The organism is Chryseobacterium sp. CS2K3 (assembly GCF_059515185.1).
In genome coordinates this window covers 50,669-76,055 of sequence record NZ_JCAKRW010000010.1, presented here as the reverse complement: position 1 = coordinate 76,055, position 25,387 = coordinate 50,669, and the positions used below count along the sequence as shown (strand labels likewise).

26 protein-coding genes and 7 tRNA genes are annotated in these 25,387 nt (G+C 35.6%); 2 read left to right on the top strand and 31 right to left on the bottom strand.

The window, feature by feature from the left end; all coding sequences use genetic code 11:
• Positions 1 to 10: 10 nt before the first annotated feature.
• The 20 genes from AC5YGG_RS16800 to AC5YGG_RS16705 form a co-directional block, all read right to left on the bottom strand.
• Positions 11 to 913 carry an RNA ligase family protein gene (locus AC5YGG_RS16800; RefSeq protein WP_496145599.1) on the bottom strand — a complete coding sequence of 301 codons (903 nt, stop codon included), beginning with the start codon at positions 911 to 913 and terminating at the stop codon, positions 11 to 13.
• The gene (locus AC5YGG_RS16795) at positions 870 to 1,025 is read right to left on the bottom strand and encodes a hypothetical protein (RefSeq protein WP_496145598.1); all 156 of its coding nucleotides are present in this window, start codon (positions 1,023 to 1,025) and stop codon (positions 870 to 872) included. The genes AC5YGG_RS16800 and AC5YGG_RS16795 overlap by 44 nt, the downstream gene beginning before the upstream one ends.
• A gap of 4 nt (positions 1,026 to 1,029) precedes the next feature.
• Positions 1,030 to 1,401: a cyclic-phosphate processing receiver domain-containing protein gene (locus AC5YGG_RS16790; RefSeq protein ID WP_496145597.1), complete on the bottom strand. Its 372-nt coding sequence runs from the start codon at positions 1,399 to 1,401 to the stop codon at positions 1,030 to 1,032.
• Between the two features lie 31 nt (positions 1,402 to 1,432).
• Positions 1,433 to 3,019, bottom strand: a complete 1,587-nt coding sequence (locus AC5YGG_RS16785; RefSeq protein WP_496145596.1) for an ATP-grasp domain-containing protein — start codon at positions 3,017 to 3,019, stop codon at positions 1,433 to 1,435.
• Positions 3,020 to 3,123: 104 nt separating this feature from the next.
• Complete coding sequence (locus AC5YGG_RS16780) at positions 3,124 to 3,609, bottom strand: ribonuclease H-like YkuK family protein (protein ID WP_496145595.1); 486 nt, start codon at positions 3,607 to 3,609, stop codon at positions 3,124 to 3,126.
• Between the two features lie 325 nt (positions 3,610 to 3,934).
• A tRNA-Glu gene (locus tag AC5YGG_RS16775) sits at positions 3,935 to 4,006 on the bottom strand.
• A gap of 259 nt (positions 4,007 to 4,265) precedes the next feature.
• A tRNA-Tyr gene (locus AC5YGG_RS16770) sits at positions 4,266 to 4,349 on the bottom strand.
• Between the two features lie 187 nt (positions 4,350 to 4,536).
• Positions 4,537 to 4,618: transfer RNA gene (locus AC5YGG_RS16765), tRNA-Cys, on the bottom strand.
• A 316-nt stretch (positions 4,619 to 4,934) separates the two neighbouring features.
• A tRNA-Leu gene (locus tag AC5YGG_RS16760) sits at positions 4,935 to 5,007 on the bottom strand.
• Between the two features lie 58 nt (positions 5,008 to 5,065).
• Positions 5,066 to 5,137: transfer RNA gene (locus tag AC5YGG_RS16755), tRNA-Pro, on the bottom strand.
• Positions 5,138 to 5,204: 67 nt separating this feature from the next.
• Positions 5,205 to 5,278, bottom strand: a tRNA-Lys gene (locus AC5YGG_RS16750).
• 9 nt (positions 5,279 to 5,287) lie between these two features.
• A tRNA-His gene (locus tag AC5YGG_RS16745) sits at positions 5,288 to 5,360 on the bottom strand.
• Positions 5,361 to 5,931: 571 nt separating this feature from the next.
• Entirely contained in the window at positions 5,932 to 6,060 is a 129-nt protein-coding gene (locus AC5YGG_RS16740) for a penicillin-binding protein (protein WP_496145594.1), read from the bottom strand.
• 46 nt (positions 6,061 to 6,106) lie between these two features.
• Positions 6,107 to 7,126, bottom strand: a complete 1,020-nt coding sequence (locus AC5YGG_RS16735; protein ID WP_496145593.1) for a soluble NSF attachment family protein — start codon at positions 7,124 to 7,126, stop codon at positions 6,107 to 6,109.
• Entirely contained in the window at positions 7,119 to 8,822 is a 1,704-nt protein-coding gene (locus AC5YGG_RS16730; protein ID WP_496145592.1) for an APC family permease, read from the bottom strand. Before AC5YGG_RS16730 ends, AC5YGG_RS16735 begins: the two co-directional genes overlap by 8 nt.
• A complete protein-coding gene (locus AC5YGG_RS16725) occupies positions 8,812 to 11,190 on the bottom strand; it encodes a hypothetical protein (protein WP_496145591.1) in 2,379 nt (792 codons plus the stop codon). The genes AC5YGG_RS16730 and AC5YGG_RS16725 overlap by 11 nt, the downstream gene beginning before the upstream one ends.
• Positions 11,181 to 11,924, bottom strand: a complete 744-nt coding sequence (locus AC5YGG_RS16720) for a hypothetical protein (protein WP_496145590.1) — start codon at positions 11,922 to 11,924, stop codon at positions 11,181 to 11,183. The genes AC5YGG_RS16725 and AC5YGG_RS16720 overlap by 10 nt, the downstream gene beginning before the upstream one ends.
• Complete coding sequence (locus tag AC5YGG_RS16715; RefSeq protein ID WP_496145589.1) at positions 11,897 to 13,030, bottom strand: AAA family ATPase; 1,134 nt, start codon at positions 13,028 to 13,030, stop codon at positions 11,897 to 11,899. The genes AC5YGG_RS16720 and AC5YGG_RS16715 overlap by 28 nt, the downstream gene beginning before the upstream one ends.
• Positions 13,027 to 13,677 carry a conflict system bpX4 domain-containing protein gene (locus tag AC5YGG_RS16710; protein WP_496145588.1) on the bottom strand — a complete coding sequence of 217 codons (651 nt, stop codon included), beginning with the start codon at positions 13,675 to 13,677 and terminating at the stop codon, positions 13,027 to 13,029. Before AC5YGG_RS16710 ends, AC5YGG_RS16715 begins: the two co-directional genes overlap by 4 nt.
• 149 nt (positions 13,678 to 13,826) lie before the next feature.
• The gene (locus AC5YGG_RS16705; RefSeq protein ID WP_496145587.1) at positions 13,827 to 14,216 is read right to left on the bottom strand and encodes a VOC family protein; all 390 of its coding nucleotides are present in this window, start codon (positions 14,214 to 14,216) and stop codon (positions 13,827 to 13,829) included.
• 256 nt (positions 14,217 to 14,472) lie between these two features.
• Between AC5YGG_RS16705 and deoD the strand changes: the two genes are divergently transcribed.
• Positions 14,473 to 15,183 carry a purine-nucleoside phosphorylase gene (gene deoD / locus AC5YGG_RS16700; protein ID WP_496145586.1) on the top strand — a complete coding sequence of 237 codons (711 nt, stop codon included), beginning with the start codon at positions 14,473 to 14,475 and terminating at the stop codon, positions 15,181 to 15,183.
• Between the two features lie 67 nt (positions 15,184 to 15,250).
• Here deoD and AC5YGG_RS16695 read toward each other — a convergent pair whose 3' ends face one another.
• The 6 genes from AC5YGG_RS16695 to AC5YGG_RS16670 form a co-directional block, all read right to left on the bottom strand.
• Positions 15,251 to 16,036 (bottom strand): TatD family hydrolase, encoded by a 786-nt coding sequence (locus tag AC5YGG_RS16695; RefSeq protein ID WP_496145585.1) that lies wholly within the window; start codon positions 16,034 to 16,036, stop codon positions 15,251 to 15,253.
• A gap of 13 nt (positions 16,037 to 16,049) precedes the next feature.
• A complete protein-coding gene (locus AC5YGG_RS16690; protein WP_496145584.1) occupies positions 16,050 to 17,096 on the bottom strand; it encodes a hypothetical protein in 1,047 nt (348 codons plus the stop codon).
• Positions 17,097 to 17,144: 48 nt separating this feature from the next.
• Positions 17,145 to 17,972, bottom strand: a complete 828-nt coding sequence (locus AC5YGG_RS16685; protein WP_496145583.1) for an SIR2 family NAD-dependent protein deacylase — start codon at positions 17,970 to 17,972, stop codon at positions 17,145 to 17,147.
• A gap of 101 nt (positions 17,973 to 18,073) precedes the next feature.
• Positions 18,074 to 18,724, bottom strand: a complete 651-nt coding sequence (locus tag AC5YGG_RS16680) for a tRNase toxin domain-containing protein (RefSeq protein WP_496145582.1) — start codon at positions 18,722 to 18,724, stop codon at positions 18,074 to 18,076.
• Positions 18,717 to 19,145, bottom strand: coding sequence for a DUF5616 domain-containing protein (locus tag AC5YGG_RS16675; RefSeq protein ID WP_496145581.1), 429 nt, complete (start codon positions 19,143 to 19,145; stop codon positions 18,717 to 18,719). Before AC5YGG_RS16675 ends, AC5YGG_RS16680 begins: the two co-directional genes overlap by 8 nt.
• A gap of 10 nt (positions 19,146 to 19,155) precedes the next feature.
• Complete coding sequence (locus tag AC5YGG_RS16670) at positions 19,156 to 19,428, bottom strand: DUF434 domain-containing protein (RefSeq protein WP_496145580.1); 273 nt, start codon at positions 19,426 to 19,428, stop codon at positions 19,156 to 19,158.
• A 204-nt stretch (positions 19,429 to 19,632) separates the two neighbouring features.
• Between AC5YGG_RS16670 and AC5YGG_RS16665 the strand changes: the two genes are divergently transcribed.
• Positions 19,633 to 20,496: a DUF4822 domain-containing protein gene (locus AC5YGG_RS16665; RefSeq protein WP_496145579.1), complete on the top strand. Its 864-nt coding sequence runs from the start codon at positions 19,633 to 19,635 to the stop codon at positions 20,494 to 20,496.
• A 69-nt stretch (positions 20,497 to 20,565) separates the two neighbouring features.
• On the opposite strand, the gene AC5YGG_RS16660 is transcribed toward AC5YGG_RS16665, so the two are convergent.
• The 5 genes from AC5YGG_RS16660 to AC5YGG_RS16640 form a co-directional block, all read right to left on the bottom strand.
• Entirely contained in the window at positions 20,566 to 20,898 is a 333-nt protein-coding gene (locus AC5YGG_RS16660) for a 7(1) septoil knot domain-containing protein (RefSeq protein ID WP_496145578.1), read from the bottom strand.
• 40 nt (positions 20,899 to 20,938) lie between these two features.
• The gene (locus AC5YGG_RS16655) at positions 20,939 to 21,985 is read right to left on the bottom strand and encodes an MBL fold metallo-hydrolase (RefSeq protein ID WP_496145577.1); all 1,047 of its coding nucleotides are present in this window, start codon (positions 21,983 to 21,985) and stop codon (positions 20,939 to 20,941) included.
• A gap of 11 nt (positions 21,986 to 21,996) precedes the next feature.
• On the bottom strand, positions 21,997 to 23,577 hold the full coding sequence (locus tag AC5YGG_RS16650) for a Na+/H+ antiporter (RefSeq protein ID WP_496145576.1): 1,581 nt from the start codon (positions 23,575 to 23,577) through the stop codon (positions 21,997 to 21,999).
• 127 nt (positions 23,578 to 23,704) lie between these two features.
• Positions 23,705 to 24,571, bottom strand: coding sequence for a helix-turn-helix domain-containing protein (locus AC5YGG_RS16645; RefSeq protein WP_496145575.1), 867 nt, complete (start codon positions 24,569 to 24,571; stop codon positions 23,705 to 23,707).
• A 95-nt stretch (positions 24,572 to 24,666) separates the two neighbouring features.
• Positions 24,667 to 25,356, bottom strand: coding sequence for a hypothetical protein (locus AC5YGG_RS16640; RefSeq protein ID WP_496145574.1), 690 nt, complete (start codon positions 25,354 to 25,356; stop codon positions 24,667 to 24,669).
• Positions 25,357 to 25,387: the final 31 nt, after the last annotated feature.

Here is a 25,387-nt window from a genome sequence, read left to right as displayed (position 1 = left end):
CACTCCCAAACTACACTTTTGCTGAAATCAACTCTTCTTTTATAAAATCAATTACTAAAGAATTCAACTTTTTGTTGATCCTTTTCTGTTCCTCTTTTTCTATCGTTGTGAAAACAGCCGGAAAATCTTTCTCAAAATCTTCAAGAATATCCTGTGCAAAAAGACCGATTACCTTCCCTATCATTTTGGGTTGGAATTCACCTATTTTACTCATTACATTATTTAGTCTGTTTACGGTGACATAGTTCTGAATTTCTTCCCAGATATTTTGAGCTGTTTCACTGAAAAACACCTGTTTCTGAACAGTTTTTTCCTTCTTTTTCACCATTTTGGATTTTTCGATCCATTTTTCATTCTTGTTTTTAAGAATTACTCTTGCACCATTTCCGAAATATCTGGTTTTCAAAGTTTTTATAATTGTTCCCTCACACATATTGTTCAGTTCCGGGAATCCTAACCATGTCGGAATTTTGGAATTGAAAACATTCGGGAATTTCAAAGCTTCCTCTAATGTTCCTTCAAAAAGGGTTTTAGCATAGAAAAATCCGGTTTCCTCAAAAATCTGATTGATGATATCGGTATCCAGGTAAGTCACTCCATTCAACTTAATGTCGAATGCATAAAATTCGTTGTAAGGAGCATATTCAATACCTTTCTGCACTTTCACAGCATCTTTTACCGGTTCTACATCTTTATGTTTGTAACCGCCACCGAACAACTCGCCATAGATTACTACAGTTTCAACATTCGGGTATATTGTTTTCACTTTTTGGAACACATTAATTACATTTTTTCTATAACGTTCCAAAATATGATGGGCATTGAAGAACTTTTCATCTTTTTCAATGAAAGCGGTTCTTTTTCCGATCTTAATCTCCTTTCCGTCGGTAAAGAAAGAAAAAATTAGCACCATGAACCTTTTCCTGCACGATGAAAACCTCATCCCCAAAGCCCTGTAATCTGATCTGATCGATCACACGGGTCTGGTAAGCATTTTCTATAGAGTTATATGTTTTAAAAATCATTTTTTTAGTTTTTAATTGTTTTAAAATTCTTTAAAAGAACTTCAATATTTTTCTTTCCCACAGGGTTCATGGAATGACAATAAAATTTTGGCAATCTTAAATGGTTGTCCATACAGTATTCTATAAGCCATTTTGCACAATCGTAGCCTGTTTTTTCTACAAAACCTTCTGCATTCGGTTCGGGATAATGCACATCTGCAAGGTCATGATCAAAAGAAATCATTTCCGGAAGTCCTTTTTCCAAAATTCTGTTGATAAACTGATCGTAATTTCTCACGATATGCCAGTCTTTTCTGAGGAAAACATCCTGTTTTGTGTGATGATAAACCTCTATCGGATATCTTACATCATCCAGAAACAATAGTCTTTTGTTCATTTCCATCGTATTATTTTTTGTCAAACTTTTCCTAATTCTCAAGAATCCAATCTACAACGGTCTTTAAAAAATGTAATCTTACTTCTTCAAATCTTGTAATATTGGGAATATGATTAATTTCCAGTAAATGTTTTTGACCGTTTTTCTGAATGATGTAATCATTTGCGATCACATCCATTCCTATTTTATCTTTTAATAGTAAAGTATCCTGTAAAAGTTCCGCATCAATTTCCATGAATTGGGCATTATCGGGATGTATTGATTTCAACCATGTTTCACCTTCGAGCTTTATCTGCCAGGATTTTTCACCTATATTTAAAATTCTTACTGCATCACCTTCAAAGTAAGGTTCAAGCACACTATTTTCAGTACTTTCCCAACTTCCTGTAAATTTATGCTTGTTTTCTCCACAATGCCAGTTTCCCCATTTTGCAACCAACTCATTATCTGTATTGATGTAAGCTCCTTTAGAGATAAATCCTCTTTGGGAATTAAATTTTGAATACTTCATTGCTTTGGCTAGACACGGAATTTTCAATCGGCATTCCAGCATACCATAAGCGTTTGGAAAACATGGACCGTTCCAGAGTGCCAATCCGGAGATAAAATCCAGATCTTCTTCAAAAATCCCATGATAAACGACTTTATCTACCGGAAGCATACCTACTCCCTGAGCTTTTTCAACGTATAATGTTCCATCTACTACCTTTATCATCGGAATGGATTGATGCCAGATCATAAGACCATCATAATGTTGTCGTATATATTCGTATTCTTGTTCGTGTAAGCCGATAACGGCTATTCTATTGTGAGTCATTTTTTTAGTTTTAATTGTATTATTCTTATTTGAAAAGTAAATATTCAATGCTTTGAAAATACTTTTCACGTTGGAATTTGGATAAAATCCGGAACTGTTGATACAGTTTATTTCCACTATCTTCCAACCTTCACCTGTTAAACAAATATCCATTACAAAGGCTTTTTCAAGATTAAAAAGCTGAATCATTTCATTAGCGAAATCTAATCCGTCCTGTGAAACATGTTCTTCGAAAGGAGCATCTTCATGAAGTCGGTAATAACCGCTATCAACAATTTGTCCGCCCACGATCCAAAGTCTTGCTTCTTTTATGGTTCGCTTTGCTTCAGAAATCTGAATTAAAGAATCTGCTGTAATTCTGTTGGCTTGGTTTTCCAGCCTTTCAAAAACAAAATCTTTCCAATCTGTTTCTGTAAACACTTTGCCTGTAAATATTTTTGCTTCGTTGTAAGGCTTGATGAATTTTTCTTCACCTTTTTCCCAAGTTATTTCTTCTGAAATTTTTTGGACGGAAACCTTATGATTCAACAGATTTTCACCATAATACTGTGAATAGACCTCATATAAATGATTTCCTCCATAAAAAGAGCCTGGATACCAATCTGAATTCTGCTTTGCCAGTCTTGCTATTGTCACAGAACCATAAGCGAAAACATCTTTTCGATCTGTTTTAAAGTCCAATTGATCTGCTGTTGGAGGAATATTTATGACTTCATAATCAATATTCAATTCTTCCAGCGCATCAAAAATTTTATAATGATCCGGATCTGAATATATATTAGAGTGAATTAGAAAATACATGATTATTAGTTTTTAATTTTAGGATGGAGCTTTGGAAATGAAACAAAAAAGTTAATATTATATCATTAAACTTCCGGCTTTTTTCCTCAACTTCCAGTTTTATATTACACCATCATATCTGCACAATTGGAGCTTGCGAAGGCAAAGGGTTTTGCTTTAAAGACATATCCCATTCCCAGAATATATCCCATAGCATCTTTTAATGCTACATTGGATTTAAAATCCGGATCGGTATTAATGTCTGCGTGTACCTCCATTTCCACTCCATAATTGTCCAATACAGCACAAATCGCGTAAGCAATTTCAACGGATTTGTTGACTTCATTCAGCATTCGTTCTTTGATACTGATGGTCTGTATTTGTCTTTCTTTTCTGATAAAGGTAAACGCTCCTTTTCCTTCACGAATGAATACTACTGCCGTAGCATAATTAATAGCTTCTCCATATACGTGAGAGTCTGATCCCACACATACTTTCAGACGATGTCCGCTTGCCTGTTCGCGAATGATGGCTTCTTCTACCAGCTGTGTGATAGAGTGTTGGAAAATTTTTCCACTCATATTCTGCCATGTTTGTTGTTGCGTTTCCATTTTTTCTACATGTTTTAAATTTTGCTTTAAATTAATTTGTGATTACACTATAAATCATTATGTATAGGTTTGAGAAAGCTTTGTCTATTTATAAACTATGCTTGCTTGTTTTTGAAAAGATCGTCTGCGCTTGACCAACTTTCTCTTGTCCTATTTCATTTAAAAAAGTAAAAGGTTGTCTATATTTTTATTGACTAAAGATCTTCTGCTCTCGACAAACCTTTTTTCTTTTCTTCATTTTGTGTGAATGGTAACTGGTCAACTTTATAATTTGAATTTTCATGGTTTTAGATCAATTCGGTATTGACCAGTTATTCACATCCAGTACTCTATAAGGGAATCGAACCCTTGTTTTCTGCTCGAAGGGCAGGCGTCCTTACCGTTAGACGAATAGAGCGGGTTTTATAAGTAATCAATAATTCGTGATGAGTAATAATAAAAACTACTCTTCTATCATTCATTACTTATTGCTCATTAAAAAGAATAAGCTTGTCTTTAAATTTGCTTAACAAAAAGAACTTCTACGCTTGACAAGCCTTTCTTTCGAAAATTATATTGAGCATTTAATATTTTTTTTGACCAACTGACTAGGAATCGAACCTAAACAACAAGAGTACAGTTCCTGCATGCTGCCATTACATTATCAGCGGTTTTAGTGGAAGTAGTAGGATTCGAACCTACTCAGCAATGAAGCAACAGATTTACAGTCTGCCCCGACTCTCCAACTTCGGCGTACTTCCATATTTTGTGGCTAATGAATAATTTATCATTCATTACTTATAAAAAGAAAAAGCCTGTCTGTATTTTGTGTTTTGGCTTAAAGATCTTCTGCGCTCGACAGACATTTTTCTTTTATTAATAAAGGATATTTCTTAAAAGACAGTATGTTATGGAATTTTCACTTCTAACATTTTATCTCTTTCATTGAGATGGCTATGGGATTCAAACCCACTCAGCTTACGCAACGGTTTTGCAGACCGCCCCGACTCTTCCACTTCGGCGAACCATCATTTTTAAGATTATTTGTTTTCATTAAAAAATAAAGCCTGTCTGTATTTTTGTTTGATATAAGAACTTCTGCGCCCGACAGACTTTATTTTACCTAAAATTGTATTAATCTTTTTTCTTAACTCCTGATTGTTTGTTATTAAAAAGAAAAGTTTGTCTGTATTTTCGTGTTTGGTGTAAAGATCTTCTGCTCTTGACAAACTTTTACTTTTCTACTGAAACAATTAACATGAGTTACTGCGATTTTGGAAAGATTCGAACTTTCAACTTCTGGTTTAACAGACCAGCGCTCTACCATTGAGCTACAAAATTTTTTGTACGGGAAGAGGGATTCGAACCCTCAGCGCCTTGATCCTAAATCAAGTATGTCTACCGTTCCACCATTCCCGCGGTATTTTTTATGAGTAATACTCTATATTTCCAGTATTATTTATTACTCATTATTCTGTCTGGAAAGCAAGATTCGAACTTGCGACCTCCCGCGTCCAAGACGGGTAAACAACCACCGTTATCTTTCCAGCTTTTGGGTTCACTTTTTTTCTTTTCCGGGAGACAGCCGGATTGGAATTTTTTTGTGAACCGCTTAGTAATCCCAGAAAGATTTGAACTTTCAACCCCCGGTTTAAAAGACCGGTGCTCTAACCCATTGAGCTATGAGATTTTATATTTTGGGTATCTTCGGGAATCGAACCCTGTTCTCCGGTTCCACAGACCGGCGCTTTACCAAATAAGCTAAAGAAACCATAAAAAAAGCGCCTCTTTTTGGGAGGCGCTCGTTTATATTTTTACGTAAAAGATCATTAGCTGACCCACGTATATAAGCACCTTTTATCCACAATTTCACTACCAAAAACACACGCAGTACCTGTCGGCTCCTGTCCGAATATTACTGATGGTTGATTGAGTATGTTATGTAATTGTTTCATTTTATTTTTGTTTTGTTTTTAAATTATTTTTTATTGAATCCTGAAAACCTGTTGCTTTCAATTTTCGGTTGCAAAGTAAATATGAATTTTTGAAACCCGCAAATAAATTTTTAAATTAAAATATTGAAAATCAAATAGTTAAATACAAAATAAAGAATAAGAGATTTCTGTCCGCAATATTTTGCAGATATCTCAAATACCTAAATGACTGTCTCTCATTGGGTTGTCTATCACTCTATTTTATTGTATTAAAGTTGCATTGTTAATTAAAAATTTTTCATGTTTATGGTTATTTTTTTTCATTCTAAATAATTCCTGACCTAAAAAACAAAAAACGTCTCGATTTTTCGAGACGTTTCAGCTATATTTTGATTAATTTTTTACGAGTTTACAGTAAATAATTTCCAAAGTCAGCACATTTCGCCTCATTCCATATCATCTCATCATACGCGAATAATCCTTTTGTAGAAGGGCTTTCGCATAGTATTGTATTGATATGTGCTCTTTGTATTGTCATAATTTTCTGGTGCAAAGATATGAAATTTGATATGATGTATCAATGTTTAGTGATTAAACATCCTGTTTCTGCTGGTTTTAAATCTTGAAATATCTTTTAGAATTGTTTCATCAATTGGATTAAAATATTTTAATTCATTGACGATTTCCGAGCGGGTTCCTATTTTTTCAGCAATGATTTCGTAGGCAATATTTCTTGTTATTGATTCCAAATCCGGATCTTTTCTGAACTCATGTTTCATGGCATCCAGATAGGTAATCTTTTTATATGCGGGAGTTTTCTTATAAAGTTCCTGTATTTCTGACTGCAGTTTCTCAACGTCAAAGATATTGGCGAAATAGTTATTCAAACAATTGAATGCGTCTTTGTCTTCTTCCCATCCTTTTAAAAGGATTTTTTGTGCTGCTTCGGGGTTTTCCATTTTCTTACGGTAAATCAAAGAAGCTTTCACCATCTGATTGTTTGAAATATAATCATCGGTCACCATCTGATAATAGGTGTGAGCATTTTTAAGGTCGTTAATTTCCTTGTAAAGATCACCTACCTTTTCTTTCTGCTCCATTTCTTTGTAAAGGTCTATTGCTTTTTTATATTGTTTTGCTTTTTCATAGCAATTGGCTGCATCAGATTTATTTTTCAGTTTTTTAAGGTAAACTGCGGCGGCTTCATTGTAGAATCCTCCATTTTCTAATGTTTTTGCTCCTCTGTAATTGTCCTGAAGCAGGTTCATATAGACTTTTGCAGCTTTTTTATAATTATTTTCGGCAATGTATTTTTCGGCGAGCTCTTCATATTTGCTTCTGATTCTGTCAAACAGTGAGTTTTCCAAATAAAAATTTCCACCACCAGCTCCTTTTCGGCTTGCATTTCTTTTGTTTTGTTCTTTATCTTTTAGAGAAGCAATGACCATCAGGATGATGAAGGCAATGATCAGGAAAATAATCAGGGTTCCTATGACACTCCAGAAGCTTTCATGAAAAAGCTGGGCAACGATTCCAATGATCTTAAACATTGCCAGCAACACAAAGGCTGCCATAAATTTGTCTATAAATTGCTGTTTATTCATCGTCATCGGAGTTTAAAATGGTTTTATCATCTCTGAACAAACGGTAAAGAAGCAATATAACACCAATTGCCAGTACCCACACGAACCAATTGTAACCGAACATTTTCACTAAAGGATAAAAAAGATATACCAACATTGCCACAAGGATAATGATCAGAATAAATTTCACCCAGGTCGGAACATTATCGCCACCTACATTTAAAGATTTATTTTTAAACAGGAAAGAATACAATCCTACGCCTGCAATCATAAGAATAACCATATAGAGGATATCTGAAACAGGAGTTTCCTTTTTCAGTTCATTTCCACCGGAGTCGACACCTTTCACTTTTGAATCTTTTATAGTAGAAGGCGGAGGAACTTTATCAAGCATATCGATGGTTCCATACAGTTTTCCCAGGGAATCTTCCATCAATACCTGTCTTTTCTTGAGGAGATATTTTACGACATCACCGTTTACCGGTTTTCCTTTGGTATATTGTTTCAGGGAATCTGAAATTTTACGTTTTAGCGGTTCGGTTCTTTCTTTAACCTGCTTTGTTATTTTCTTGGTATAAATGGTTTTAAGGGAATCCCGGCTGTGTTGTTCATTTTTATTGAGCTTTTGAATATCATGACTTATTTCCCCAACTTCTCTGCCTCCTTTCTTTTTATATTCTTCTTTTGCTTTTTGGGGTTGTCCTTCCAATAATCCGGCGTTGAGAAGTTCATTGGACAATCCTTTTCTTTTGCCATGATACATGGAATCAATCTTCATATCTATTTCGGAAACTCCTGACTGAAAGGCAATCATGTCTGAAGGTGTTTTCACCTCATCTGTCACAATTTTACCTGATGAAACAATATTTTCTTCCTGTTCAGGGTTATTTTTATCTGATGGCAAAGCAATTTTCAGGACAATAGCAATCACAATAACTGCCCAGAATGCCCTACGGAAATTTCGGGTTCCTTTACTTTCAGGGGCATCGTTTGTACCTCCTCCGAATAGTCCTTCAAACCAGGTAAATTTCCCAAACCCATCACCTCTGGATGTTCCCATGATATCTAAAGGAACTCCCAGCTCTATTGCCCTTTCCGGATATTTTTCAATGTATTTTAAATACTTTTCAATTTCTTTTTTGTTCCCAGCCATTACCTTTTTCAGATCAAACGGCAAGTTATTCATCCATTCTTCTTCGGTTTGTGGCTTTTGTAATGCTTCCAGAACTTTATCATCATCCATTTCTACCGTGTAGCTTTCTATGAACTGAGGAATTTTTACGCCATTCAAAGGTTTTCTAATTGGTTGATCTATCTTTTCCGGTTCCTGAATCAAATCCAGCCAATTAATCTGCTCAGATAATTTTACAATACCGAACTCAGGATGCATAATGAGAAGTTCTGCATCTACGATTTGCCAGTCTTCCTGATTTATTTTGGGGTAAAATGTAGTATTTTCAGGGATGAAGAGTTGATTATCTATAGACTGGAAGTAAGCATTTCTCCCGATTTCCTGAGGGGCAAGGTCATTAAATACCAGAAAGCATCCGTACAATACATTGGGAATGTCTGCCGGGACCGCATATGATTTTATTCCGCGAAGGTCTATCCCAAGGGTTTCCATTTCCTGTAGCCACACAACGGGTGAAGAACCTTTAATCAAAAGTCCTTTTCGGGGATAATTATTTTTCGGAAAAGGTTTTATTCTAAGCTCCATAATCCAAAATCTGTTCTATAAATGCTTTTAAAAATCGATCACACATCTCATCCATTGTTTTTACTTTCAACAGGGCATGTTCCGGAAGATAATATTCTGATCCTCCAAACTCGGTATAAGTTGCCAGCGATAGGAATCCATTGGCTGTAGAAGGAATAAAAAATTCTTCAATGCTTTTATTACTGCTTCTGAAAGTCAGCATTCCGCGGGAGTCTGTAATGATCTCGCTCCCATCCGGGAAGGTAAATTTATTCTTGTTCTGTTCGGCAAAGACTTTGATGTCAAATCTGTTTTTTGAAAAGTTTAATGTATTTTCAGAAGCGCTGTATAATCGATGTCCTGAAATGACAAGATCTCCATTTACGTTGATTCCAATTCTATTAAAATTATTAATGATTTTCATCCCGCTTTGTTTCAGCTTTGCGGCTTCTGCTTCTGCCTTTGTGGTATTTTTATCAATCTCTTTGTCTTTGCCGGAAATGGTTTCTAAAGAGATATTTCCTTCTATATTTATTTTGTATAATAAGGGGTTGGCAAACTCATGAAGATAAAAGTTTTTCCCGAAATAGATCAGCTCGTAAGTCTGCGGAATATTCAGCCCGGTAACATTTTGTTCTGAGTATTCTTTTGTATTTAAATTCAGCTTGGAGACTAATTTTTTATTCGGCTGATACTGACATAGAATAAAATGCTGCTGTTTATTTTTGGCAAGTGCAAATTTTCCGGCAGGTTTTACGGAAATGTCTTCTATCAGAACTTCACAGCCATGATACGTTTTATAATAATCATAAGAATGTCTGTCATAATAATTATCGGAAAGGTAAGTTTTCAACAGTTGTTTTTTTGAACTCAGAATAAAAAATTCTCCTTCATATAAAAACTGTGTAATTTTATTAACGGGTGTAGGAAATAAAATAGGGTAATTCAGTGGAAGGTCTGTTTTCTTTGCATTTAAATTAATTGTTGCCGTTTTTTGCTTTGGCGGATTTGCCCATAATTCCTGAAGTGGAAGTTTTATTTTCTGGATATGTTTTCTTGCTCCTTTGTCATGTTTATAAAAATTAATTTCGCCGTCTGAAGAGGTTGTTACCAGAAATTTCAATCGGTCCCTGTTCTGATAAATGACTTTCTGTACTTTTTCATCGGTAATATTATCCTGATGGGTAATGAAGAAGACTTCAATATCTTTTTGTGTATTTTCTTCATTAAAAAATTTTTCTAATGCTTCTGAAACTTCCAGAACCGGGCTGACATGATTCAGATTTTCAATTACTTCTTCAACTTTATTAAGGGTAATTGGTAATCCGGTTTGTCCTAATGCAAAAACCTTACATTCGGAATGTGCTTTAGGATGCTTAATAACGGCAATAGCTGATGCAAATGCTAATACTTTTGGAGTTCCCCAATTTCTCAGGGAAGTATCAATCAGGATTACTCTTTCAAAGATATTCTCTTCAGGTGGTATTTCCCTTTGAATGTATAATGCTTCATTATTGGCGACACGATTCATAAACACCTCATCTTCATTGGCAAATTCAGATAAAAGCATTCTGTGAAAATCACCTTTATTGGTCATATCGGAAATACCTCCAATCGGCTGCTCTCCCGGGGAAAGGTGGCGCATGGGGATTCTGAGCCCGCTCCAGATTCTTTTGATAAGGCTTCCCACCTGAAATGTTTTGGGTTCTTCAATCAGTTCTTTGATAAAGTCTTTATTTGTATCCGCTGTTGTTTCTTCCTGCGCTATTTCGTCATTCAATTCCGGTTCATCCACTAAACCTTTCATTGCATCTATGATGGATTGTATGGTTGGAAACCTTTCGTTGAGATCTATTGCGGACAGATCTTTATTCAATACTGATGGTCCTGCGTATTCTTTTTCGGCGCTTGCAGCCAGTTGTTGTGGTCTTTTATAATAGATTTTTAAATTGGCTTCGGCATTCGAGGCAGATATTCTGTTGTGACTGTCTTTAAATAAGGTCTGTAAAAGAATAATTCTATTTTGCTTTTGTTTGTAAACCTTTGGAAGCGCTTTTATTTTTTCAAGGAATTCGATTTCTTTTTCTGCATTAAACTCAAAGTTTCCGGTACTGTAAAACTGTGCGGTTTTTCTTAAAGGACCTGCAAAATCTGTATATCCATCCTGCATGGCATATAAAACCATCAACAAAGCTCCAAACGGAGCCCATCCTATTGGCTGAAGTTCTTTTAAAATTTCCATGATATAAGGTCTGTACGCAATCGCCCCCACTCCCGGTACCGAGATGAGGTTATTATCATTATATCCGGAGTCACCGGGAATATCTTCGTCGGTTTTCCATTCCCAGAAATAGTTTTCATAGGATTGGAAATATGCCTTTAATTCCATTCTCTTGATTTTTCAGTAAGGCGGAAAGAGCTTACGGACAATGGTCGGAAATCTGTTTTTCTGATGGCAAGATAATTTCCGTTCTCGTCCCATAAAAGCCATCCGTCCGATTCTTTATTATATTTCTGTTGTAAGAAAATGCTTAAATTCTTAAATTCAAAATCAAACCCTGAAGGTAAAAAATGTCCGTCCTTTACCCAATATGTCTTCCCAGGCAGGCTTAATAATGGGGTTCCCATGAAAAAAGCATGGTCATTTATTAAAGTCCATTCTATTTTTTCTAATCTGAATTTCGGTAGTGCAACAATAATGTCTTTGATCTCATCCATATTGCATAGCATTGCCACTGCCGGATATTCTTCGTTGCTTTCCTTTAGCCTTACATTTACTTTTTCACTGATTCCAAAGTAATTGTTGTTAAAAGCCGGAAAAGTAAGTCTTAATGCTTTATCAATCGGGGTCCAAAGTAATCCTGTTCTTATTTTTTTGCTTGGCACCAAGGCTTCCTTTTTAAACAAAAGTCCATCACGTAATTCATATAATAAAAAGTTGGGCAACTGATGAATTTCCGAAGCCTGTGACTGTTCTTCGGTAAAGCCTTTGAGCCACATCGTTTCATCATCCACCGCAATCTGAATATTCTTCCAGTCTCTGACAGATCCCAGAAAGTCTTCATCAATTCGGGGAAGTTCTGCCCAGAATTCTTTTATATCGTTTGAAGAATTTTCTGCCATAAGCTTTCTATTTCCTGCTGAATGTATTGTTTCTGTTCAGGGTTTCGGATCCATTCGCAGCGGGTTTGCAGGTATCTTAATTTATCTTTGATCACGTTTTGTTCTTCAAAGCTCAGCATTCCCTGGTTCCATTTATCTACAAGGATTTTTACATCCTTCATCACGTCTTCCGGATTGGGCGTTTTGTTCTGCATTGCCTGTGGATGGGAATTCGGATGATCATCTTTTTCAATAGTTCTGTTGATAATTCCTTCCAGAATTTCAATCTGTTCTTCGGTGTCCCAGATATGTTTTAAAACCCAAAGGTCGGAAAGTACAGCTTCTTTTCTTCCACAAATTAAAGCACTGGCGGCAATCAGATTCTGAAGTTTCACAGCTCTGCGGTCAGAAATGGCAATTCCTGTATTTCTAAGACTCATGATGGTATTCAGGTAGACTTCGTAAATAGGTCTTAAATCTACTGCTTTACATAAATTCTGAAGTTCTCTGATCTCATCTGCATGAATTTCAGGAATATCTGTTTCTTCTTCGTTTTCTAATTTTCTTCCGGCTAAAAGAACCTGCTGTAATAGTTCGGGATTTACATAATCTACATTGATTCTCACCAAAAAACGATCAAATAATGCATTCAAAGCTTCATCTTCGGGAAGAACGTTACTTGCCCCTACAAACATCAAAGCTGGTAAATGTTTGGTTTCTTTTCCTCTTTTGAAGATTTTTTCGTTCAGTGCCATCAGTAATGAGTTCAGGATCGCAGAATTGGCATTAAAAATTTCATCCAGAAAAACCATGGAGGCTTCAGGCATCATCCCTTCAGTATTGGTCAACAGTTCTCCTTCTTTTAATTTTCTAATGTCAAAAGGACCGAAGATCTCGTTGGGTTCTGTAAAACGGGTCAACAGGTATTCAAAGTTTTTTCCGTCTTTCACTGTTTTCGCCAGAGTTCTTACAATGGCTGATTTTGCTGTTCCCGGCGGTCCGTATAAAAAGGCATTCTCTCTTGCCAGAAGACAGATTCCCAACAGATCCACCACATCATTTTTACCTACGAAAGTATCTTTTACGTAGTTTAGAACGGTATTGAGTTTATTGATATTCTGAGTCATTGATTTTCTTCAGTTATTATTTTTAATTCTCTCCAAAATGCGTCTTTATGCATCCCAAATTCTGCCATAAGCAGTTTATTGATAAACGGAATTTCCGCCAGTTTGTAATCTTTTTTTTCAACAATCCTTTCCAGATATAATTTCCGGTATGTTTTGTCTTTAAGTTCTTCTTCCCAATTTACTCTTTTCAGATCAAGATCATATCCAATCCCTGAATAATGAAATTCTGTCAGAATATCTTCAAGCATTATAATCAAAGCATCTTCAGGGTCTACTGAATGTAATGCTGTGATAATGTCCGGTAAGAATCGTAATGATAAGTCTGCCGACAGTATAGACGAGATATCTCTGGCTGCTTTAAATTTTGGGATAAGTTTTTCGAGATTGTTGGCTGTATTCTCTCTTATAAGGTAAAGTTGGGCACTATGATATAGTATTTTTGCAGCCCAGACAGCCGTTTCTCTGTTACAGGTTAGCTGATCAGATAAAAACTCAAGTCTTTCTTTTTCAAATTCTTCATCAAAATAGGTTTCTGCTTCCTGCTCTTCTTTGAGGGAAATTTCCTGGATATTCGAAAAAAGGGTAATGCATTCATTCTTTCTCAGCAGAAAGATGGTATCTAAAAACGGTGACTTGGTTTCCATCATCTAACAAAATTAAAATTATTTCGCTGAGAACAAAATTTTTGAGAGGGGATTGATATTTTTTTTAAATGCCACTAATGCCTTTAGATTTGCAAAAGGATTTAGTGGCAAAATATTAATCATGTCATCGCCGTGGCTGTAGCAATGACGTTTTAAGCTACTATTTCAATGATATTGTTTTCAGGATCGAGAATCACGCTTTCGTAATATCCGTCACCTGTTGTTCTGGGCTCACCTGCGATTGTATAACCATCTTTTCTCAAAGTTTCTGTGAGCTCATTTACTTTTTCTTTACTGTCTACAGAAAAGGCAAGATGAATAATCCCGAAATGCTGGGCTTCGTAAGAATTTACGCTTTCTTTTATATCTGGTCTGGTCATAATTTCAATACGACTTCCCTGATCAAAACTCAGGAAGTAAGATTCGAAGTTTTTAATCGGGTTGTGGTATTTTTCGTTAGAAGCAGCTCCGAAGTATTTCTGATAAAACTCTTTTGTTCTTTCCAGGTCTTTTACCCAAATGGCGATATGCTCTATTTTCATTTTTTAAATTTTAATAGGGACAAAATTACCATGCTTGTTTTATGGATACCTGCTCTCTGTTATTGTATTGTTGTTCTGTATTTACCGCTTAATTTTTAGAGTGAAATAAGAATAAATTGATTAAAATATTAAGTTTATAACTCTTTAATGCTTTTAAAAAGGATTCTTTATCAATTGGAAACAAAGACTCTCAATCTGTTCGTTATGAGGAGATCAATATAAAAGTTATTATCTTTGTGCCAGTCAAAATAAAATTATGAGTATTCACATCAGTGCAAAAAAAGGAGAAATTGCTAAAGTAGTATTGCAGCCGGGGGATCCGCTTCGTGCACAGTATATTGCTGAGAATTATTTAGAAAATGCTAAACTGGTAAGTAAAACCAGAGGTATCTTTTATTATACGGGTCTTTACAAAGGTAAGGAGATCACTGTAGGTGCGAGTGGGATGGGTTTTCCTAGTATCGGAATCTATTCTTTTGAATTATTTACAGAGTATGAAGTAGACACGATCATCAGAATCGGGACTTGCGGTGCATACAATACAGATCTTAAACTTTTTGATATCTTGAATATTGAAAATGCAGCGAGTGAAAGTACTTACGCCAAATATGCATGGGGAATAGAAGAAGACATCCTTCCTCACCAGGGAAATATCTTCAACACGATTAATGAAACTTCTAAGGAGTTATCTACAAATGCAAAAGCAATCAATATTCACAGTAGTGATATTTTCTACAGAAAAGATCCAAACACTCCTGAAATTGCTACAAAATATAACTGCCCTGCAGTAGAAATGGAAGCTTTCGGATTATTTGCGAATGCTCAGCATTTAGGAAAGAATGCCGCTACAATCCTTACTGTAACAGATATCATTCCAACTCACGAAAAAATCTCTGCTGACGAAAGGGAAACCGCTTTGAAACCAATGATGGAATTGGCTTTAGAGTCTGCAATTAAGAGTTTATAAGAAAACATTTGCTTTTAGCATTTGAATCCATAAAAAAAGAGCTTTACTTTATCAGTAGAGCTCTTTTTTATATTCTGAAAAAATTCCTGGCGGTTTCTGTAGTTTCATCGGCAACTTCGGAAATGTCGGTTTTCTTAAGGTGGGCAATCGTTTGTGCCACATAAGGCAAAAAGGACGGTTCATTTCTTCTGTTCTGAATTCTTGGCATATTCTTCGGCAGCATGAATGGTGCGTCGGTTTCAATCATCATTCTGTCGAAAGGGACGTATTTGATAACCTCTTCCAAATGCCTGAATCTTTTCTCATCGCTAATGGCTCCGGTAAATCCTAAGTAATATCCTTTATCCAGATATATTTTTGCTTCTGCCAATGTTCCGGTAAAGCAATGTACGACGGCTTTAGGTAATTTAGAAAGATATTCATCTGTAATTTCGTTAAACCTTTTGAAGGCTGATCGTTCATGAAGAAAAAGTGGCTTATTCATTTCAATTGCCAACTCCAACTGAGCTTTATAGCATTTTTCCTGAAGGGGTCTTGGTGAAAAATCACGATCAAAATCCAAACCGCATTCTCCAACTGAGATGACATGATCTTTTTTCAGTAATATTCTCAATTGATTAATGCTTTCATTATTAAATGATTTTGCATCGTGAGGATGAATACCAGCTGTTGAGAATAAAATATCGGGATAATCTTCTGCAATTTCCGCTGATTCTTTACTTCCGCGCACGCTTGTTCCTGTAAGAATCATATGGTCTACTCCATGATCCAACGCGCGGTTGATGATTTCGTCTTGTTCGTTATAGAACTGTTTATTGGTCAGGTTAATGCCAATATCAATGTACATATTCATTTGTTTTTTGTTATTATTTTATCCGGGTTACTATTTCCCAGTTTTCATTTTGTTTTGGGTTATCTGTTGTGTTCATCACAAGTCTGAATTCAATTTTTCCTTTGTCTTTCGTGGTGAAAATTTTAAAATAAAGATTCCCTGTTTCAGCATATTCTTCTGATGGCTGATGAGTAAGGTAATAGCTCTGAACCTTAGAAAGATCTTTCTGAAGATTGGTATTTTTAACCAAAAAATCCAGGAATTGTTTTCTTTTGTCTGCGATTGATTTTGAACTTAGATCAGTTGTTTTATAAGTACCTTCAAAAACGGCGACCAGATTATCACAACCGGAAAGTTCAGCAGTAGCTTTGAAGTTATCAGAAGTATATTTTTCTTCTACCGTTTCTGTGTAATTGTGAATGTCAATACTTCTTTTATGTTCTGTAGCAGCTTTAAAAACTTTTTTATCTTTCCATTTGGCAAGGTTGCAACTTGTAAGATAAGATTCTTCGTACACATTTCCGTCTTTATAGACAAAGGAAAGCTCCGTTGATTCCAGGCTGTCAGCCGGTTTGCTATAAGAACGGTAGTTTTGTGTTGCCGTAGCTTTCAGTTTTCCGTTTTCATAAGATAATCCGTCTATAATATTATAGGAAAAAGGAGCATACTCCAGAATTTCATGTCTCTGGCTGATCTTATTGTCTTTTCCCATGATGATATAAAAGATCTCGGAATTGGTATTGGAATTTCCACCCAACATACCTTCGGAATTTCTTTCTATGATATAATCTGTAATACCGTCATTATTGAAATCTTCGGAAGCAATCTTCTGTAAGGTAACACTATAGGGGTCTTCATCATTTTTAAAAGAAACTGTGTAGTTTTTATAGTCTATTTCCTTCGGTTTTTCACTTTTTACCTCTTCATCCAATAAGACTTTAAGAATATCAAAATCTTTTTGAGCTTCAGCGTTTGGAACAGGCTTTACAACTGCTAATGAATCTTTTTTCACTTCAGGCTTACTTTCTTCTTTTCCTTTGCATGAAAACAGAACTAAAGCAGCTATTACAATATATTTCATGTGATGTGGTAATTTATGAATGGCAAGTTAAATCATTTTCAAATAATATTATGAATGAATAATTTCTTTAAGTATTGCACTCAGTTTTGGAAGTGCAGAAGAGCTGTTCTCCTGTATTGAATTTAAAGTTTTAAAACCTTTAAGAATATAATGGAAATAAGTATCATTTTCAGGATTAATAATAACGATGTGCTTAGCTCGTATTTTCACCGTTTCTACGATATTTACAGGTAAAGCCGTAGATCCTGAGGTTCCTACTACGAATAATATATCCGTATGATCTGCAATGTCATAGGCAGTATCAAAATAATAATACTTTTCATTATAACATTCATCAAACCATAAGGTATGCGGACGTAGCCAGCTGCCACATTTTGTACATTTCAATCCATCAATATCTTCCTGAGTAAGGTCTTCCGTATATTCTTTTTGTTTTACATTTTCAGGGAAAGCAATAGGTCCGCTGCATTCTTTTGAACAACGTACATTCTGTTTGTTTCCATGAATTTCATAGACCTTCTGTACTCCTGCTCGCTGATGAAGTCCATCGATATTCTGAGTTATCAATTTGAATCTGTCACCTAAAAGCTCTTCAATTTCAGTAAGGGCAAAATGACCATCATTCGGCTTTGCTTCTTCAATGAGCTTTTTCCAAAAGAGATTGTACTGCCATACTTCTTCAGGTTCCTGTCTGAAATACTTCAAGGTTCCAAATTCTTCAGGACGATGATATTTTGTTCCTTTAATCCAGATTCCGTCTATGGAACGGTAAGTGGGAATTCCACTTTCTGCTGAGATACCAGCTCCGGTAAGAAAAGTAACATAACCGGATTTATTTTTTATAACCTCATTGAGTATTGATTGTAATGCTTCCATGTTTTTTAGTTTTTAAAGCTGAATTAAACGAATATATCTGCCGGTCAATTCTATTGTGTGTAAAATTACTCTCCAGAGACGCAATCTTTTTGCGCAGCAAACTAATCGTTGATAAATTTTTCCAGAAAGCCAATCAGTTTCTTCCCTCCATGGCTCCAGCGGATCCCATGTCCTTCTTTTTCTCTAACTTCAAAGACAATTTCATGTTTATAGTGAAAGAAAACGTTCCACCACGTCTTATTTTCCAGGATATAATGAATTTTCTGCATTACTTTTTCCTGTTTTTGCTGATTATTGCCTTTTACTTCACCCCAAAAGTCTTCATCCATCCTTCCGGTATGTTTTTCCCAGGCACGTTGTGCAATGGTAATTTCAGAATTAAAAGGTTCTTTACATGCTTTAACCAATATTTCATGCAAAGGCGGAACAGCCCGTTCATCACGAATACTTGCAGAGGTAAGCCGTTGTCCTAAAACAATCAGCCAGTTTTCAAAGGGAATGGTTTCCATATGTCTTGCTTTTACCTCAGCAGTTTCAACACTGTTAAATATTTGAATAAACTGACTGAAAATTTTTTGTCTGCTAACATTTATTTCTTCATTAAAATAAGGAAGGTCCCAATCCAGCATATCATCCTGAAATTTTTGGATATTCTCTGACAGCTTTTCCAGATGTTCTTCTGCTAAAACAGCATTGTATTTTTCTTTCCAGGAATCTGAAAATAAGAGAATATAATTTTCAAATCTATTCATTATGTGTTTGTATTAAATTAACGAATAGTTTTTCTTCTTTGATCAGATAAGCAATAAGATTAAACCATTCTTTACAATGATCCAGAATCCATGCATCTGAGGAAATTATAATTCCTGATGTTTCTGCAAGAATTTTATCCGGGCTGAATTGTAATTCTACTTCCCAGTTGAGGTTATGATCCGCAGCAAAATCAAGAATAATTTGTTTAATTCTTCCGCTATTGGAAACCGGTTGATCAAATATCCAAACTAATTTATGGGCATGGCATTTCTTGAAAAAAATAGAGACAAGTTCTATCGCTTTTTGAGTTTGATTGACTCTTTTGTATGTTCCATGAACTCCTGAAAGGTCACGAAAACAGCTGTCAAGCCCTTCGAAAACATAGGCTTCCGACAATAAACTTTCCAGTAAGATCAACACATTAAAACCATCAAGATAAAGGGTTTAGGTCCGCCATATTTAACTGTTTCAGTTTTCTGTCCCGAATCTGCATATCGGACGCTGCTGCTCCTCTCAAAACCTGTATCTGTCTTGTTTTCAAACGATATCTATTACCCACAAGCTCAGATGCTGTCTTTTCTGCATATCCTCTTGTCAGTAAATACTGCATATCCTGAACAGCCAGCTTCAATTTACTGATCTGCTTTTCTGTCCCGAATAAGGTATCATCGCCTGTATTTTTACCACGGTTTCTGCTATTCATATTCAAAAATAGAGTTTTTGGATAAAGATTGAACTTATTTTCGGAAAGATCATAATTTTATTGTTTAAGCAAATGCTTTTTAAGCACTTATCATTTTATTCCCTTGTAATAAGTTATGTTATGTTTTTTACAACAAAAGAGATATTTTATACAACGTTTTGATGTTTTTTCGGAATAAGTTTGCAAAGACTTAAAAATACCTTTATGAATACACTGAAAAAACTATGTTATTTGTCTGCAGCGATTCTTTTATCAGCGCCTTTCGTATCATGTTCCAATGATGATGACACTGAAATTGTAATTGAACAGCAGACTCCTTCACAGGTTCTTGCTTCTACTCCATGGGAAACTACGGGAGCTAAGGATAAAAATGGGAATAGTGTCGCATTAACTGATGCCAGTGTAGCTGGTTATGTTGGTTTTGCTTACTTCAAAGCAGACGGAAAGTTTGCAATTTACAGCCTGACTGATATATTAAGATCAAGAGGAACATGGCTTGTAGATGCACAGGGAAAAACAAGAACTATTGCTTCTCTAAATCCTGATGGTTCTACAATTTTCACGCGTGATGTGGAAATCCTTGTTCTGAACAAGAATGAATTCACGTACAGAATTCGTCCTAATGCAGCGGATCAGTCTATTTATTATGATATTATCCACACGAAGTCTTCTCATACAGAACCTACGAACGGACAACTTACATTAGCTTCTACTCCTTGGGAAACTACAGGGGCTAAGGATAAGAACGGAAATACTGTAGCACTAGCTGATGCCAGTGTAGCGGGATATGTAGGATATTCTTATTTCAAGGCAAACGGAACTTTCAAAATCTTCGGATTGAATGATGTTCTGAGATCTCAGGGAACATGGTCTATTTCTCCTGATGGAAAGAAAAGAACTCTGGTTGGTTTAGATAGCAACGGGAATGTTACCTTCACTCGTGTTGTAGATATTCTTACGCTGAATGCAACTACTTTTACCTACAGAATTACTCCTGATGCAGTAAACAACCCTACTGTATATTACGATATCATCCATACTAATGTAACTCATAACGAGCCTCAGTAGTGATTATTTTTTTGATAATAAGGAAAACCTGCTCTGCGAGCAGGTTTTATTGTTTTTATGATATTGATATTAATTAAAGAGCGATTTTTTTTCTTTATTTATCCAGCCTGCTAAATTTTCATAGTTTACATAATAAATTTTCAGGTCTGCGTTGTAGGCACTGCTTGTAAAATAGATTCTCTTGCTTGCAGTAACTGCCTGATTGGTAAAGAACCACTTTCCCCGATTGACATCTGCCACCGTACTGTTTGTTACTTTGTATACTTTTAAATCAGCCTGGTATGAATTGTCTACAACAAATACTTTTATATCTGCCTGATTGATATTCTTGGTTTCAAAAACTTTCTGAGCTTTCATTAAGGTTCCTGAGAAAAACAATAAAACGAGTACTATCAGTTTCATAAGTATTTGTTTTTAAGCTTAATAAAAGATACGGATTATTCTACCAATATTCTTCCCACCATTTTTTCCAGATTGTATTTTCCAATTGATCAAGATTTACCTTTTCACCTATAACCGGCAAAGTAATAGGCTGGTTATTTTCTTCTGCATTCTTAGCTGCGAGCTCTATAGGTTCAAACCATGCATGCTGAGCGAGTTTGAATTTTGAATGATGTACCGGGATAAAGTTTTTTGCTTTTAGTTCTTTGACCTCATCTATCAGCTGATCAGGCAAAGTATGAATGTAGGGCCATTTTTCATTGTATTGTCCGCATTCCATGACGGCAAAATCAAAGGGACCATACTTCTCTCCTATTTCTGCAAAATGATTTCCGTAGCCGCTGTCTCCGCCTAAAAATAAATTCTTAGTAGGTGTTTTCAATACAAAAGAGGTCCAAAGTGAGATATTTCGGTTCAAAAGTCTTCCGGAAAAATGTCTTGCCGGCGTCAGGGTGATTCTGAATCCTTCAGCAATATCAATGCTTTCCCACCAGTTTTTTTCAATGATCTTTTCCAGATCCCAACCCCAATATTCAAAGTGCTGCCCTGTCCCCAAACCACAAATAACTTTTCCTACTCTGTCTTTTAAAGACTGAACTGTTTTATAATCCAGATGATCCCAGTGGTCATGAGAGATCAACAAAAAGTCGATATCCGGCATATGTTCCGGCTTGTAGTAATCTGCACCCTGAAATGCCTTGATGGAACCCGGCATCGGTGAGGCATTTCCACTGAACACAGGGTCTATCAGGAATTTCTTACCATCAACCTGTATAAAGTAAGAGCTATGCCCGAACCAGATTAAAACATTCTCTTTCGGATCAAGCTTCTTCAAATCCGTTACTACAAATGGAAGTGTTGTTTTAGGAGATGTATTTTCTACCTTACATAAGCTGTTCAAAAGTGCTTTGGTCATACTTTCTCCTTCCAATAACGGTGGCGTGATAAGTATATTCTGAAATCTTCCGTTGATATAATTGGGAAGTGTACTGAAGTATTCCTTTCTTTTTTCATCAGGAAACTGTCCGAGTTGTTTTACTAAATTCATTTCCTTATTTTTTACATTCTGAGTCTTTCTTCTTCAAAATCGAGTCTCGTTAAATAATGTCTTATATATTCTTCGTCAATATTGGGATTGCGTCTGTTTTCTTCTCTAAGCCAGATTCTTTGTACTTCTAATGTTGAAAAGTAAATTTCTTTAGCTTCATCAGAGAGTTTGTGAACGGAGTCTTCTTTATCTTCCTGCTCCCAGCGGTCCATCAGTTTATTGAAATATTCGTTTTCGCTTCTTCTTTCTTTATAGTTTTCATTAAGGTATTTCAAAGCGACACGGCGCATTCCTTTTCTTAAAAAATGCTCTGATTCTTCTTCCGACAGATATCCGCCACTAGCATCTGATAATTTTAGTTTCTTTATCAAAGTTGGTAATGTTAATCCCTGAACAATCAATGTAGCTAAAATCACAATAAAGGTAATGAAAAGAATAAGGTCTCGATGAGGGAAAGGCTGTCCGTTATCCATCACCACCGGAATAGATAACGCTGCAGCCAATGAAACTACCCCGCGCATTCCTGTCCAACTCATCAATATCGGGGCTTTCATTCCCGGGTCTCTGTCTGCTACTTTAATAAAGTTTCTCATGATCAAGGTAACAAAAACGGCTCCAAAGGAAGATAAAAAACGAACAATAATAAGTACAGCTGTAATTACTAAGCCATAGGTAACGGCTTGTGCAAGGCTTATTCCTTCTTTATCTAATCCTAACATAATTTCCGGAAGGTCTAATCCTATCAACAGAAATACAATTCCGTTGATCAGAAATACGAAACTTTCCCATACGTTGGACCCTTTCAATCTTGATTCTGAAGTTCTGAAAATTTCATGTCTTCTAATGGATAGGAAAAGTCCACCACTCACCACTGCCAGAACCCCTGATGAATGAACTTCTTCTGCTACAATATACATCACGTAAGGCGCTACAAGACTAAGAATAGCATCCATATTGACGTCAGTAGGAAATATTTTTTCAATTTTCAAGAAAATAAAAGCTAAAACCACACCTATTCCTAATCCTCCGAATACCATCCATCCAAAGCTTAAAGCCGCGTCCTGCCAGATAAATTGCCCTGTCGCCACTGCTACCATTGCAAACCTGAAAATGATAAGAGAAGAGGCATCATTGAATAGACTTTCTCCTTCCAAAACGGTAGATACATTTTTGGGAACTTTTACAAATTTTAAAATAGCTCCTGCACTCACGGCATCAGGCGGAGATACAATTCCGCCCAGTACAAAACCTAATGCTAATGAAAACCCGGGAATATATGAATTTGCTACAAAAGCTACTGTTATTGCTGTAAGAAATACGACTATGAATGCAAAACTGGTAATGATTCGCCTCAACTTCCATATTTCTTTCCATGAAACGGCAAATGAGGCTTCGTAGAGTAAAGGAGGTAAAAAAATGATAAAAATAAGTTCAGGATCAATCTTTATTTTGGGTAATCCGGGAATAAAACTGATCACCAGCCCGGCAATCACCAAAATTATGGGATATGCTACTTTTAAACGATTGGCAAGCATAACAGCACCAATAATTACGAGGACTAATCCTAGATAATAAACGAAATTTTCCACCATCTATTTTCAATTAATTTTAAACCAATTTAAATATTTTTTGAGAAATATGATGGCAACAGGTGAATATCAATAGTGATAATCAATAAAAAATTTTATTAGCTTTTGATTAAAGCCGCACATATTTGTTTTACTGATTTCTGAAAACTTTGGGCGATAATCCTGTTTTCTTACGGAAGAATCTTGCGAAATAATTTGGATAATCGAAACCAAGACTGTAGGAAATTTCACTCACGGAAAGTGTTGTATTTTTAAGCTTATCTTTTGCTTCTTTCACTACATAATCGTGAATATGATCTAATGGAGATTTCCCTGTAAAATGTTTAATGAGGTCTCCGAAATAATTAGGTGAAAGATGACTTTTCTGTGCAAAATAAGCTACCGAGGGCAATCCTGCAATATGATCGCTTTCTTTGAAGTAGTTGTCCAGATTTTTGTAAAACGCATCGATGACTTTGTGATAAATTTTACTTCGGGTATCAAACTGACGGTCATAAAAGTCTTTGACATAGGTAAGAATCAGATTAACATATGAAATAATGACTGTTCTTGAATAATATTCTTTCTGAAATTCATGATTTGTTTTTCTGAAGAGATCCCAGAGAATATTTTCTTCTTCTTTTGTCAGAAAAAGAGCTTCATGATTGTTATAATGCACAAAGCTGTAATCTTTAGCATATTTTTCCAGGTATTTTGCATTGATCATGATACAAAGACCGGAAAATGGAGGTGCAATTTCCCACTCTAAAGTATTTTGGGGACAGTCTGCATACAGATAGGATGAATCGGATTGATCTGCCAGCAGTTGATGAGCAGTAAAGTTAATTTCCATCGGAGGCTTGATTGCGAGAAGATAAAAATCAATGGTAACAGGTTCAGATTTTAGTCTGATATCATTTTGTGTTTCAAAATCTACAATGTGAAGATCATCACTTTTTAAGTTATCCACATTCAGATAATTACAAAATTCCGGTATGTTTAATATTTTTATACTCATTGTGCGGATTCCAATAATGGAGTAAAATTAAACATTATGAGCGGTTACCTTATGATACAAACCAAGGTAAAACGGATACATTTTACTGATCTATGTTATAATATTGTAATGATAAACATAATTAACAGACTAAACAGTAGCATAATAGCTATTGCTACAGCACCTTTAGCAACATGTTTCATGTATCTTTTTCCGTCAAATGTAAATTTTTCAGGATGAATACTGAACTCTTTAAATACAAACGGGTCTATTTTCAAATCTGGTCTAAAGCGAACGATTCCTTCTATAAATCTTGCCCGTAACGCTCTGCCGTTTTTAATATAATGAGTACAGCCAATATCTGTTCCGTCAAATATCACTTTAATCTCGTTATGATCAATTCTTACAGCCAAAACCCATGTTTTAACCTCGGTTGTCAGATAAACCTGATATTCATCTGAAAGGTAGGAAGCTCCCAACTGACTGTAAAGAATTTCTTTTATACTTCCGTCTTTTTTATAAAAATGAATGCCCTGATCATCAACCCTAATTTTTCTTATGGCTACCCTCATATTTTTTTTCACATGTCGGAAAAATTTATACATTGCTATTGCCCAAACCGGATAATACAGGAGAGCTACGATAATAAGTATCGTCACACTTCCTGAAACCAAGAAAGGTAATACAGCCAGCGCGACAAATACGATCAACAATATTGCTCCTCCAAAAATTCTGATTAACCAGGTCATTACCCAGCCAGGTTTGGAAGCCAACGGTAAAAAATCTTTTCTTATCTCCTCTTGCATCTGTTTAAAATACAAAAAAAATGATAATAAA